Annotated in this window: 10 protein-coding genes; 6 read left to right on the top strand and 4 right to left on the bottom strand. The window is 72.2% G+C overall.

Annotated elements, in window-relative coordinates:
- Position 1: 1 nt before the first annotated feature.
- From ITJ54_RS11335 to ITJ54_RS11310, 6 genes are all read left to right on the top strand, one after another.
- On the top strand, positions 2 to 838 hold the full coding sequence (locus tag ITJ54_RS11335; RefSeq protein ID WP_194628361.1) for an urea amidolyase associated protein UAAP1: 837 nt from the start codon (positions 2 to 4) through the stop codon (positions 836 to 838).
- 3 nt (positions 839 to 841) lie between these two features.
- On the top strand, positions 842 to 1,534 hold the full coding sequence (locus ITJ54_RS11330) for an urea amidolyase associated protein UAAP2 (protein WP_194628359.1): 693 nt from the start codon (positions 842 to 844) through the stop codon (positions 1,532 to 1,534).
- Between the two features lie 20 nt (positions 1,535 to 1,554).
- On the top strand, positions 1,555 to 5,253 hold the full coding sequence (gene uca / locus ITJ54_RS11325) for an urea carboxylase (protein ID WP_194628770.1): 3,699 nt from the start codon (positions 1,555 to 1,557) through the stop codon (positions 5,251 to 5,253).
- Positions 5,250 to 6,944, top strand: coding sequence for an allophanate hydrolase (gene atzF, locus ITJ54_RS11320; protein WP_194628357.1), 1,695 nt, complete (start codon positions 5,250 to 5,252; stop codon positions 6,942 to 6,944). The genes uca and atzF overlap by 4 nt, the downstream gene beginning before the upstream one ends.
- 26 nt (positions 6,945 to 6,970) lie before the next feature.
- On the top strand, positions 6,971 to 7,657 hold the full coding sequence (locus ITJ54_RS11315; protein ID WP_194628355.1) for a TetR/AcrR family transcriptional regulator: 687 nt from the start codon (positions 6,971 to 6,973) through the stop codon (positions 7,655 to 7,657).
- Positions 7,658 to 8,542: 885 nt separating this feature from the next.
- On the top strand, positions 8,543 to 8,845 hold the full coding sequence (locus ITJ54_RS11310; RefSeq protein WP_194628353.1) for a putative quinol monooxygenase: 303 nt from the start codon (positions 8,543 to 8,545) through the stop codon (positions 8,843 to 8,845).
- 76 nt (positions 8,846 to 8,921) lie between these two features.
- Here the strand turns inward: ITJ54_RS11310 and ITJ54_RS11305 are convergent, their stop codons facing one another.
- From ITJ54_RS11305 to ITJ54_RS11290, 4 genes are all read right to left on the bottom strand, one after another.
- Positions 8,922 to 9,746, bottom strand: a complete 825-nt coding sequence (locus ITJ54_RS11305; RefSeq protein WP_194628351.1) for a carbohydrate ABC transporter permease — start codon at positions 9,744 to 9,746, stop codon at positions 8,922 to 8,924.
- On the bottom strand, positions 9,743 to 10,675 hold the full coding sequence (locus ITJ54_RS11300; RefSeq protein WP_323741692.1) for a sugar ABC transporter permease: 933 nt from the start codon (positions 10,673 to 10,675) through the stop codon (positions 9,743 to 9,745). Before ITJ54_RS11300 ends, ITJ54_RS11305 begins: the two co-directional genes overlap by 4 nt.
- Positions 10,676 to 10,685: 10 nt before the next feature.
- Complete coding sequence (locus ITJ54_RS11295) at positions 10,686 to 12,044, bottom strand: extracellular solute-binding protein (protein ID WP_194628349.1); 1,359 nt, start codon at positions 12,042 to 12,044, stop codon at positions 10,686 to 10,688.
- Between the two features lie 84 nt (positions 12,045 to 12,128).
- A complete protein-coding gene (locus ITJ54_RS11290; RefSeq protein WP_194628346.1) occupies positions 12,129 to 13,139 on the bottom strand; it encodes a carbohydrate kinase family protein in 1,011 nt (336 codons plus the stop codon).
- Positions 13,140 to 13,326: the final 187 nt, after the last annotated feature.

The following is a 13,326-nucleotide window of genomic DNA, read 5'->3' as shown; positions in this document are numbered from 1 at the left end:
CATGCGTGACCTCCACCAGACCGACAGCGTGACCGCCTCACGCTCCGACGCCCGCGCGCAGGCCGGGTCGCAGTCGGAGTACATGCCCTGGCTGCCGGCGTCGACGTCCCCGTTCGTCCCGGAGGGCGTCGACCCCGCCGACCTGGTCTGGGCCGAGACGGTGGCTCCCGGTGGGTACACGCACCGGGTCCTCGCCCGCGGCTCCCGCATCCGGCTCGACGACCCGACCGGGGACGCCTGCGCGAACCTCGTCGTGTACAACGCGCTCGAGCCGTGGGAACGCCTCAACGTCGCGGACACGCAGAAGATCCCGTGGCAGGCGTACCTCGGCGCCGGGTCGCCGCTGCTGAGCGGGGACGGGCGCGCCCTAGCCACGATCGTGGAGGACACCTCCGGCCGGCACGACGCGTTCTGCGGCACCTCGACCGACGCGTGGAACACCGCGAAGTACGGCGACGCGGCACCCGAGGGACCGTCCCCGAGCGGCCGGTCGCTGCTGGCGAAGGCCGCCGCCAAGCACGGGCTCACCAAGCGCGACCTGCCGCCGAGCATCTCGTTCTTCCAGGGCGTCCGCGTCGACCCCGAGGGCGCGCTGCAGCCGGTCGGGTCGGCGGGGCCCGGGCACCACGTCACGCTCGTCGCCGAGCTCCCGCTGCTGGTCCTCGTCGCGAACGTCGCGCACCCGCTCGACCCGCGACCGGACTACGTCGTGGGACCACTACGCGTGCACGCCTGGCGCGGCGCCCCGACCACGGCGGCGGACGCGCGCTTCACCGCGACGCCGGAGCTGACCCGCGCCTACCTGAACTCGATCGACCACGCGGAAGCACGAGGCTGAGCCATGACCGACACCCTGACCTCCACCGTCCCCGTGGGCGCCGTGCACGCGCCCGACGCCGTCCTCGACTGGAGCGAGTCGCTCGTGCCCGGCACCGTCGTCCGTGACGACCGGGTCGCGCCGCTCGCGCCGTGGTCCGCCGTCGTGCGGGCCGGCGAGGTGCTCACGATCGTCGACGTCGGCGGCAACCAGAGTGCCGACTGCCTGGTCTACGACGCACACGACCCCGACGAGCGGTACAGCGTCCCCGACACCCTCGTCGCGCAGGGCAACGCGTACGTCCGCACCGGCACGGTCCTGATGTCGAACGAGGGCCGACCGCTGATGACCGTCGTCGGCAACGAGATCGACCGCCAGGACACCATCGGCGGCGCGTGCTCGAAGGAGTCGAACACGCTCCGCTACGGGCACCACACCGCGTACCAGCACGGCTGCCGCGAGAACTTCCTCGCCGAGGCGGCCCGACACGGCCTCGGCGTCCGCGACCTCGTCTCGAACCTCAACTGGTTCATGAACGTGCCCGTCGAGCCGGACGGCGCCCTCGGCATCGTCGACGGCATGAGCGCCCCCGGCAAGCGGGTGGCGGTCCGGGCCGAGCGGGACGTGCTGGTGATCGTGTCGAACTGCCCGCAGATGAACAACCCCTGCAACGACTTCTCCTGCACGCCCCTGCGGATGATCGTGGTGCAGCCGTGACCGCCCTCGAGACCGGCGCGATGCCGACCCCGGTGCCCGTCGAGCGCCCCGCGCTCAGCACCGACACCGTCCTCGTCGCCAACCGCGGGGAGATCGCCCGCCGGGTGATCCGGTCCGCCAGGGCCCTTGGCATGCGAACGGTCGCCGTGTACTCGGACGCCGACCGCGCCGCCCCGCACGTCCGCGAGGCCGACGTCGCCGTCCGCCTCGGCCCGGCCCCCGCCCGCGAGTCGTACCTGCGCATCGACGCGGTCGTCCAGGCAGCGCTCGACACCGGCGCCGGCCTGGTGCACCCCGGCTACGGCTTCCTGTCCGAGAACACCGCGTTCGCGCAGGCCTGCGCCGCAGCCGGCATCCGGTTCGTCGGCCCGACCGCCGACCAGATCGTCGCGTTCGGCGCCAAGCACACCGCCCGCGAGCTCGCCGCGGCGGCCGGGGTCCCGATGCTCGCCGGCACCGGACTGCTCGCCTCGGCCGACGACGCCGTCACCGCGGCCGAGCGCATCGGCCTGCCCGTCATGCTCAAGGCCACCGGGGGCGGCGGTGGGATCGGCATGCAGGCCTGCGCCACTCTCGACGAGGTCCGCGAGGCCTACGCGAGCGTCGAACGCACCGCAGCCGCCGCCTTCGGCGCCGCCGGCATCTTCCTCGAACGCCTGGTCCGACCAGCACGGCACGTCGAGGTCCAGCTCTTCGGTGACGGCGAGGGCCGGGTCGCCGTCATCGGCGACCGCGACTGCTCGCTGCAGCGCCGGAACCAGAAGGTCATCGAGGAAGCGCCGGCCCCGGCACTGCCGGAGCACGTCCGGGAGGCTCTGCACGAGTCCGCCCGTCGGCTCGCGGCGAGCATCGGGTACCGCAGCGCGGGCACGGTCGAGTTCGTCTACGACCCGGTGCGCGAGGAAGCGTCGTTCCTCGAGGTGAACACGCGCCTGCAGGTCGAGCACCCGGTGACCGAGGAGGTCTACGGCGTCGACCTGGTCGAACTGATGCTCCGGCTGGCGCGTGACGGCGCCGCCGGCATCCCCGACGACGTCTTCGACCGCCGCTGGACCCCGACCGGACACGCCGTCGAGGCCCGCGTCTACGCCGAGGACCCGGCCAAGGGCTCGCTGCCCTCCAGCGGCCTGGTGACGCAGGCTGTCTTCCCCGCGTCCTCGACCGACGACGGCGCCGCGACCGGCATCCGCGTCGACGGCTGGGTCGAGACCGGCTCCGAGGTGTCGGCGTTCTACGACCCGATGCTCGCCAAGGTGATCGCCACCGGGGAGACCCGTGACGACGCCCTCGACCGGCTCCGGGACGCGCTCGCCACGACGCGCATCGACGGCATCGTCACGAACGCCGGACTGCTCCGCACGCTCACCGACGACCTCGAGCTCCGCACGGCGACGCACTCGACCTCCACGCTCGACACGACCGAGGACCCGGACCCGCGCATCGACGTCGTGGTGCCCGGCACGATGACGACCGTGCAGGACCTGCCCGGTCGGCTCGGGTACTGGCAGGTCGGGGTCCCGCCGAGCGGCCCGTTCGACGCCGCGTCCTTCGCCGAGGCGAACCGTGCGGTCGGCAACCCGGACGGCGCCCCCGCGCTCGAGGTCACCGCGACCGGCCCCACGCTGCAGTTCTCCGCCGCCGCGGTCGTCGCCGTCACCGGGGCGCCCGTGCCGCTGACCCTCGACGGCGAGCCCGTCGCGCTCTGGGCGCCGGTCGAGGTCGCCGCCGGACAGACCCTGTCCGTCGGGACCGCTCCCGGACCCGGCCTGCGGAGCTACCTCGCCGTGCGCGGGGGCTTCGACGTGCCGACCTACCTCGGCTCGGCCGCCACGTTCACGCTGGGCGGGTTCGGCGGCCACGCGGGTCGGGCCCTGCTCGCCGGCGACGTCCTGCGCCCGGGCTCCCCCGACTCCGACGCCCCGCACCCGGCCTTCCCCGTCGGCACCCGGCTCGGGCTCGTCGGCGGCCCGACCCCGGCCGAGCACCGCACGGCACTGACGGACACGTGGGAGATCGCCGTCACCGAGGGCCCGCACGCGGCGCCGGACTTCTTCACCCGCGCCGACCTCGACGTGTTCTACGCGACGGACTACGGCGTGCACCACAACTCCGCCCGCACCGGCGTCCGGCTCATCGGGCCCCGGCCGGGCTGGGCGCGGACGGACGGCGGCGAGGCCGGCCTGCACCCCTCGAACATCCACGACACCCCGTACGCGGTCGGCGCGATCGACTTCACCGGCGACACCCCGATCATCCTCGGACCGGACGGGCCGTCCCTCGGCGGGTTCGTCTGCCCCGCGGTGGTGGCCAGCGGGGACCTGTGGAAGCTGGGCCAGCTGCGCCCGGGCGACACCGTCCGCTTCGTCCCCGTCCGCGAGACCGACGCCGCCGCGCTCATCGCGAACCGAGCCTCCAGGACGGTCCCGCGCACCGGGCGTGACGGACGCACCGGCGGTGACGGCGACGACGGGGTGCTGGCGCGTCTGGACGCGACCCCCACCCGACCGAGCGTGGCGTACCGCCGCGACGGCGACGACAACGTGCTGGTCGAGTACGGCGACATGACGCTCGACATCGCGCTGCGGATGCGCGTGCACGCGCTCATGACGAAGCTGCAGGAGCACACGCCGAAGGGCGTCCTCGACATCACGCCGGGCATCCGCTCGCTGCAGGTGCACACCGACGCCTCCGTGCTCAAGGCGCGCGACGTGGCGGGGCTGCTCCGCGAGCTCGAGGACGAGATCCCGCCGACGGACCAGCTCGTCGTGCCGTCGCGCACCGTCAAGCTGCCGCTGTCGTGGGACGACCCCGCGACCCGGCTGGCGATCGAGCGCTACATGAACGGCGTCCGGAACGACGCCCCGTGGACGCCCTGGAACATCGAGTTCATCCGGCGGATCAACGGGCTCGACTCCGTGGACGACGTCTTCCGCACGGTGTTCGACGCGAGCTACCTGGTGCTCGGCCTCGGCGACGTGTACCTCGGCGCCCCGGTCGCCACCCCGCTCGACCCCCGGCACCGGCTCGTGACCACGAAGTACAACCCGGCGCGCACCTGGACGGCCGAGAACTCGGTCGGCATCGGCGGCGCGTACCTCTGCATCTACGGCATGGAGGGCCCCGGCGGCTACCAGTTCGTCGGCCGCACCGTGCAGATCTGGAACCGCTTCCGCCGCGGCGGGCTGTTCCAGCAGGACCCGTGGGCGCTCCGCTTCTTCGATCGGATCGAGTGGTACCCGGTCGGCGCCGAGGAGCTCCTCGAGCTGCGGGCAGAGACCGACGCGGGCCGCGGGGAGTTCGAGACCGTCGACGGCGAGTTCTCGATCGCGTCGTACAACCGGTTCCTCGGGGACAACGCCGACTCGATCGCGGCGTTCCGGGCGCAGCAGGCCCGGGCGTTCGGCGAGGAGAAGGACCGGTGGCGGGCCTCGGGCGAGTTCGACGTCCGCGACGAACCGGCCGTGGTCGTGCCCGACGCCGTGACCGTGCCCGAGGGGTCGACGGCGGTCACAGCGCCGTTCACCTCGACCGTGTGGCAGGTGGACGTCCGCCCGGGTGACCGGGTCGACGCCGGACAGAAGCTGTTGGCCGTGGAGGCGATGAAGATGGAGTCGATGGTGCACGCACCCGTGGACGGACACGTGCTCGAGGTCTACGTCACCCCGGGCGAGCAGGTCGCACCGGGCCAGGTCCTCGCCGCGATCGGAGCACCGGCATGAGCGCGAGCACCGCGGCCGTCCGCGTCGACGACGCCTTCGACCGCATCGCCACGGTCGACCGACCCGAGGTGTGGATCACCCTGCGCGACCGCGCGGACGTCCTCGCCGAGGTGTCCCGCGTCGACCCGGCCCTGCCCCTCGCCGGGCTGCTGTTCGCGGTGAAGGACAACATCGACGTCGCCGGCCTGCCCACGACCGCCGCCGCCCGGTCCTACACGTACGAGCCGGCGAGCGACGCCACCGCCGTCGCTCGACTGCGGGCCGCCGGCGCGGTCGTCGTCGGCAAGACGAACCTCGACCAGTTCGCCACCGGCCTGGTCGGCACACGATCGCCCTTCGGCGCCGTCCGGAACGCCTGGGACCCGATCAGGATCTCCGGTGGTTCGTCCAGCGGGTCCGCCACGGCCGTCGCGCTCGGGATCGTCGACTTCGCGCTCGGCACCGACACCGCAGGCTCCGGTCGGGTGCCGGCAGCGCTCGGCAACCTGGTCGGGGTCAAGCCGACGAAGGGGCTCGTGCCGAACACCGGCGTCGTGCCGGCCTGCCGGTCCCAGGACTGCGTGACTGTGTTCGCGCGGTCGCTCGGGCTCGCCAGGACCGCCGCCGAGCTGATGACCGGCCCCGACGGCATCGACCCGCTCGCCCGCGAGGACCGCGCCCACGCCGCACTCCCGACCGTTCCGCGCATCGCTGTCCCCCTGCCGTCGCAGCTCGAGGGGCTCGCAGACGGCTGGTCGGCCGCGTTCGCCGCTGCCGTCGACCGGTTCCGCGCACTCGGCCACGAGGTCGTCGAGGTCGACATCGCCCCGCTCCTCGACGCCGCGGCGCTGCTGTACGACGGGGCGTTCGTCGCCGAGCGGCACGCGGCCGTCGGCGCACACATCGAGGCCCACCGGGACCTGGTCGGCGAGGACCTCGACCCGTCCGTCGCCACGATCGTGCTCGGTGGGGCCCGACCCACCGCGTCGGAGCTGTTCGCCGACATGGCCCGGCTCGACGCCCTCGGGGCAGCGGGTCGCGCGGTGCTCGACGGTACGACCGCGCTCCTCACACCGACCACGACGTGGCACCCGACCCTCGCCGAGGTGGCCGCGGACCCCATCGGCGCGAACAGCCGGATGGGGCGGTACACGAACTTCGCGAACCTGCTCGACATGGCCTCGCTCGCGGTGCCCGCGGGCTTCGTCGACGGGCTGCCGTTCGGCGTCATGCTGACCGGTCCCGCCTTCACCGACCGACGGCTCGCGGCGCTCGCCTCCGCGTTCCTCGCACCCACCGTCGACCTGCTGGTCGTCGGAGCGCACCTCCGCGACCAACCGCTGAACGGCCAGCTGGTCGCGGCCGGCGGATCGTTCGTCCGGGAGGCCCGCACCGCCTCCGACTACCGGCTGTACGCCCTCGACACGGTGCCGCCCAAGCCCGGGCTGGTCCGCGCGGGACCGGTCGCGTCCGGCGGCGGTGGGCCGGCCACCGGTCCCGCCACCGGCTCGATCGCTGGTGAGGTCTGGCGCCTGCCCGCCGCCGGCTTCGCGACCTTCGTCGCCGCGCTGCCCGCACCGATGGCGATCGGCACCGTCACGCTCGAGGACGGCTCCGACGTCACGGGCTTCCTCGTCGAGCCCCGCGCGGTCGTCGGCGCCGAGGACATCACCCACCACGGCGGCTGGCGCGCCTACCGGGAGCAGGGGTGACCGCGATGGCCTGGGAGGATGGGGCCATGCCCTCCGACGACCGACCGTCTCGCGTCGGACGTCCCCGCGCCGTGCCGGACACGAGCCCGGAGCTCAGCCCCCGCGACCAGATCCTCGACGCCGCGGCGGCCCTGTTCGTCGAGAACGGGTTCAGCGCGACCTCGACCCGCGCGATCGCCGAGCGCGTCGGGGTCCGACAGGCGTCGCTGTACTACCACTTCGCGGGCAAGGACGACATGCTCGTCGAGCTGCTGACGACGTCCGTCCGTCCCTCGCTCGACGTCGTCCGTGACCTCGAGCAGCGCGTGCCGGGGTCGGCGAGCGCCGCGGGTGCCCTCGCTGCGCTGGTGCTCATCGACGTGGACACCCTCGTGCGCACCCCGCACAACATCGGGACGCTGTACCTGCTCCCCGAGGTGCAGGGCGAGCGCTACGACGGCTTCCGCGTCGAGCGTCAGGAGCTGCAGGACACCTACGGCCGGCTCGGCTCCCGCGCCGCCACCGCCGACGTGTCGCTGACCCCGACGCAGCTCGGCGCCGTGCTCATCCAGCTCGCCGAGACCGTCATCCAGCTCCGCCGTGCCGGTCGGGTCGAGGACGAGGACCGCGACGCCATCGTCACGACCTGTCTGCGCGCCTGCGGCCTCGACGCCGCTGCCGTCGCCGCTGCCCGCCGCGACGCGGAGTCCCTGCTCGCCGCCGCCGCCGTCTGACCCGCGGGCTCGCCGGCGCACCCGCGGGACCCGACTCCGAGTCCCGCAGGCTCGCCGGCGCACCCGCGGGACCCGACCCCGAGCGACACCATCGAGGTCGTACGACAGCGACGATGTCGTCCGGGGTCGAGTCCGTGCCGCTCGTGCCGCCGTGGCCGTTCCGCTCGCGCCGCGTGACGGATCCGGTTCGCGTTCCCCGAGGTCCGCCGACCAGATCCGTCACCGCGCAGATCGAACTCCCGGTTCCCGCGTCCCCGGTCCCCGGTCCGCACCCCCGCGTCCGCGTGTCGGAACATGCGACCGCATCCTTCGACACCGCACGAGTCGATCGACACCCATCACGTCGGAACATGCGGACGCATCCCAGCCGCACGCATGATTCGACACCGCACGAGTCGATCGACGCCCGCCGTGTCGGACCATGCGGACGCATACCCTCCGCGCGCATGGTTCGACACCGCACGAGTCGATCGACACCCGCCGTGTCGGAACATGCAGACGCACCACAGCCGCACGCGTGGAACGACAACCTCGAGGTCGTACGACACCGACGTTGTCGCGTCGTGCCCGCACATCGACGCGGACCACCCCGGGCACGACATCGTCGAGGTCGTACGACAACGATCTTGTCGCCCGGGCATCCCGCGCACGCGCCGCCGCCGCCTCCAGCGCCGAGCACCCGCGTCGCCCCCAGCGCCGAGCACCCGCCGCCCCCCGCCCCCGACCGCCGCCCTCGCACCCGCCGCCGCCAACCCCGCGAGCGACCCGACCTCGCCGACCGACCCGGCCGCGCCCCGGCTGGGACGGAACACCAGCGGGCCGGGCAGGGTTGGAGCGGAAGTGCGTCGTCCGACGTGCGTCCCCGAACAACAGGAACGGTGCAGCATGACCACGACGGTCCTCCTCGAAGTCCAACTCCGGAGCGACGTCTCCGCCGAGACGGTCCAGACGGCGATCCGCGACACGCTCGCACAGACGCGCGAGCGCCAGGGCTGCGAGTCGCTCGAGGTCCTCGTCGACGACGCCGACCCCACGCGACTCGTGGTCGTGGAGCGCTGGACCACCACCGCCGACCACGACGCCTACGCCGCGTGGCGCACCACCCCGGAGGGTGCCTCCGCACTCGGCGCCGTCCTGGCCGCACCCGGGACCAAGCGCATCTTCGGGCGCACGATCGAGCTCTCCTAGCGGGTCGCTGACCCGACCCCACATCGGACGGGAGGCTCCCCACCAGCTGGTGGGGAGCCTCCCGTCCGTTGTTGGGTCACCGGTCGGCGAAGCCGCCGAGCATGCCGGAGATGAACCGCTTCTGCAGGAAGAAGTACAGGACGACGATCGGCAGGGCGACGATCACCCCGGCCGCGGAAAGCAGCGAGTAGTCGGTCAGGTGCGCGCCCTTGAAGAAGGCGAGGCCGAGGGGTGCCGTGCGGTGGTCCTCGCTCGTGATGAGCACCAGGGGCAGCAGGAACTCGTTCCACGTCCACATCGTGATGAGCAGGGACATCGTCATGATCGGGGCGATCGCAGCGGGGACCATCACCTGCCAGAGCAGGCGGACGTCACGGGCGCCGTCGAGGCGGGCTGCCTCGATGACCTCACCGGGGAAGCTCCGGAACTGGCTGCGCATCCAGAAGATGCCGAACGCCAGGGACTGCGCGGTCTGCGGCAGGATCAGGCTCGAGTAGGTGTCGGTGAGGCCGACGGACCGCAGGTTGAAGTACAGCGGGATGATGAAGGCCTCGGCCGGGAGCATCAGGCCCGCGAGCATCACGAAGAACAGGACGTTGGAGCCGAAGAAGTCGAGCCGGCCGAACGCGAAGCCGGCGAACACGGCGAGGATCGTGGTCAGGACGACGACCGACACCGTGACCAGGACGCTGGAGAACATGTACGTGGCGAAGTGGCCCTGCGTCCATGCGGCGCCGAAGTTCCCGAGGTCGATCGTCGTCGGCAGGCTGAACCCGCCCGAGTTCTGCGCCGACGGCGTGACCGAGGACAGCAGCACCCCGACGAGCGGGATGATCGCGAACAGGGCGAAGAGCGACAGGATGACGTAGTTGACGGTCTTCTCGCGGACGGAGATCCTCATGCGACGTCCTTCGGCTGCAGACGGCTGATCAGGGCCGTGACGATCATGATGACGACGGTGAGCGAGACGGCCACGGCCGCGGCCGAGCCGACCTGCCCGGTCTGGAACGCCCGGTTGTAGGCCTCGAACGCCGGCACGGACGTCGAGTTGCCGGGGCCGCCGCTCGTGGTGACGTAGACCAGGTCGAAGGTCTTCAGCGCCGACACGACCGTGAGCGTCAGGGCCGCGGCGATCTGACCACGGAGTGACGGCAGCGTGATCGAGAAGAACTCGCGCGCCGCACCGGCCCCGTCGATGCGGGCGGCCTCGAACAGGCTCGGGTGGATGTTGCCGACGCCGGACAGGAACAGCACCAGGCACAGGCCGACGTTCAGCCACGTGCCGACGAAGCCGATCGCGGGCAGGGCCGTGTCGTACCCGCCGAGCCAGACCTGGGCGAACTGCCCGAGGCCGACCAGGCGCAGGCCGTCGTTGAGCAGCCCGTCGGCGGAGTAGATCGACACCCAGATCGTCCCGACGACGACCGAGGCGATGACCTGCGGCAGGAACAGCACCGTGCGGAAGAACGACATGCCGCGCAGGCCGTTCGCCCGCGAGATCAGCGCCGTGAGGAACAGCGCCACGACCACGGGGATGGCGGCGTAGAACACCATCAGCACGAGCGCGTGCCCGAACGACGCGCGGAGCTGCGGGTCCGTGAACACCCCGGCGTAGTTGGCGAAGCCCGCCCACGTCGCCGCCGACAGGCCGTCCCAGTCGTAGAAGGAGTACTGGATGCTCTGCAGGAACGGCACTCCGAGGAACACCGCGAACACGACGAACGCCGGCAGGACGTAGAGGTACGGCACCAGGCTGCGGCGGCGCCGTCGGGGGGCCGGGCGGGCGCTGCTCGCGGCAGCACCCGCCCGGGCCCCGGTCAACTGGGTCACGAGGCAGTCCTCACTTCTTGACGAAGCCGGTGTAGTCGCTCTGCAGCGTCTTCGTGTACTGCTCCGGCGTCGCCTTCCCCGCGACCAGGTCCTGCATGGCCGCGGTGATGGTGTCGTAGAACGTCGGGGTGGCGTAGTCGAGGTACGGCGTGAGGGCGTTCGCGCTCGAGATCGTCTTGTAGTTGCTCGTGATGTCGCCCGCGATGGTGCCCTCGGCGGGGGTGTCGGAGTCCGGCACCACGGTCGGCAGGTTGCCCTTGTCGACCAAGGTCGTGGCGGCCTTCGCGTTCGTGACGAAGTCGACGTACGCCGCGGCGGCGTCTGCGTTCTTGGACTTCGACGTGATCGCCCAGGCCAGGCCTTCGCCGCCCATCGTCACCGGGGTGGACGCACCCGCGGGGGTCAACGCCGTGAAGCCGATGTCCTTCGCCTTGCTCGCGGCCTCGAGGGTGGCCTGGTACCAGGTGCCCGTGATGAGGAAGGCCGACTTGCCGGAACCGAACGCGCTGACGGCGTCGTCGCGGGAGACACCGTTCGCGCCCTCGGTGACGTAGCCGTCCTTCACCCAGCCGCTGATCGTGCTGGCTGCCTTGACCTCGTCGTCACCGGTCCAGCTGCCGGACTTGCCGGCGACCAGGTCGTTGACGGACTCGCGACCGGCGAGGGCGGAGAGCACCAGGCCGTAGAGGTGGATGCCGGGGCTCTTCTCGACGTCGCCGTAGCTGAGCGGCAGCGTGCCCGCGGCCTTGACCTTCTGCATGTCCTCGGTGAGCTCGGCCACCGTGGTGGGTGGGCTGTCGATCCCGGCGGCCTTCAAGAGTTCCTTGTTGTAGTACAGGCCGACGAGCTCGCCCGTCTGCGAGACGCCGTACAGCTGGTCCCCCTGCCAGGTCGTCCCGTCCGAGGAGAACGAGTTGAGCTTCAGCAGGCTGGACGGGTAGTAGTCGTCCCAGCCGTAGAGCTTCGCGTAGTCGTCGACGGGTCGCAGGAACCCGGCCTTCACGAAGGCGCCCATGTCCGGGTAGCCCTGGTTCGCCTGCACGACGTCCGGCGGGTTGTCCCCGGAGAGCGCGAGCTTCAGCGTGGTCTTCAGGTCGGCGAAGGAGCGCGAGACCCGCTTGACCGTGATGTTCGGGTGGGCCTTCTCGAACGCGTCGTTGAGGACCTGCTGCGCGTCGTTGATGCCGGTGTCGGTGTTCTGGTCCCAGACGGTCAGCGTGGTCTTCGCCGAGCCCACGTCCTTCGACACCGGGCCGAGGCTCTGCGAGGCGGCGGGGGCGGCGGACCCGCCGGGCGTGCAGGCGGTCAGGCCGAGGGCGACCGCCGCTGCGACGCCGATGAGCATCGACGCCTTGCTGATGTGCTTCATGGTGGGTCCAGTTCTGCGAGGGGGTGGGTGGTCGGGTCAGTCGGGTGGTGCAGGTGCAGGTGCAGGTGCAGGTGCAGGTGCAGGTCAGTGGCCGTCGGTGCTGGGCACGTCGGCCAGGAAGGACCAGTCGCCGGGGGCGGCGTGCTGGTCGAGGAAGCTGCGGAGCTCGTCCGGGTGCGGCGCGCTCGCCGCTCCCCCGAGCCCGGTGACGGCGAAGGCCGCGCTGGCGGCAGCGAACCGCAGCCGGGTCTCGAGGTCCCAGCCGTGGTGCACGCCCGCCATGAACGACGCGACGAAGACGTCGCCGGCGCCGGTGGGGTCGACGGCCTCGACCCGGATCGTCTCCGCCGTGACGACCACGCCGTTCGCGGAGTCGACCGCCACGACGCCGTCGGGGCCGCGGGTGACGACCGCGAGCGGCACACGCTCGGCGAGCACCTTCGCCGCGGCGAGCGCCGAGTCCGTCCGCGTGTACCGCATGGCCTCGACGTCGTTCGGCACGAAGACGTCGATCTCGGCCAGGCGGTCGAGCACCCCGCCGGTCCACTCGCCGGTGTGGTCCCATCCGACACCACCGACCACCGTGGTGCCGGCGGCGCGGAGTCGGGCCACCCAGGCGGGCAGCGGCTTGGCGATCCCGACGTGCGTCGCCGCCACCCGGCCGAGGTCATCCGGCACGAGGGTCGGGCCGAGGTGCTCCTCGTAGGTGATGAAGCTGCGGTCGTCGGGCCCGGTCAGTGCCACCGACACGGCGCTCTGGTGGCCGGGCACCAGCTCGAGCAGCGAGGTGTCGAGGAACGGTTCGGCGGTCAGCACGTCGTACACGTGGCGGCCGAGGACGTCGTCGCCGAGGCGGCTCGCGAGCATCGTCGGGGCGCCGGCACGGGCAGCGGCCACCGCGCGGTTCGCGACACCGCCCGGGGTGATGGCGAACGCGTCGGCGAACACCTCGGCGCCCTGCTCGGGTGCCGTGACGCCGGAGAAGACGACGTCGCAGTAGACGTCCCCGGCGAACAGCAGGGTGCCGCGAGTGGTCTCGTCGGCCTGCCCGCCGGTGGTCCCGGTGGGGCGTGGCTCGGCATGCGCCTCGGTCACGGCAGTCTCCTCGTCATCGCGGATCAGTGCTGCGCAGGCTTGCTCGACCTGGGACGGATCCGGTGGTGGTGCTCAAGCCTGCGTGCTTCGTGTTGCGAGGACGTTACCTGGTTGCGCCAGATTTGTTAAGTCTGCTTGAGTCGGCCGATCGCATGCGCGATCTTGCTTGCTTCTGCTCGATCTGCGT

This window comes from Curtobacterium sp. VKM Ac-2865, assembly GCF_015350905.1.
Lineage (GTDB): Bacteria > Actinomycetota > Actinomycetes > Actinomycetales > Microbacteriaceae > Curtobacterium.
Note: the sequence above shows the minus strand (reverse complement) of the source record. Positions and strands in the feature narration are given on the sequence as shown.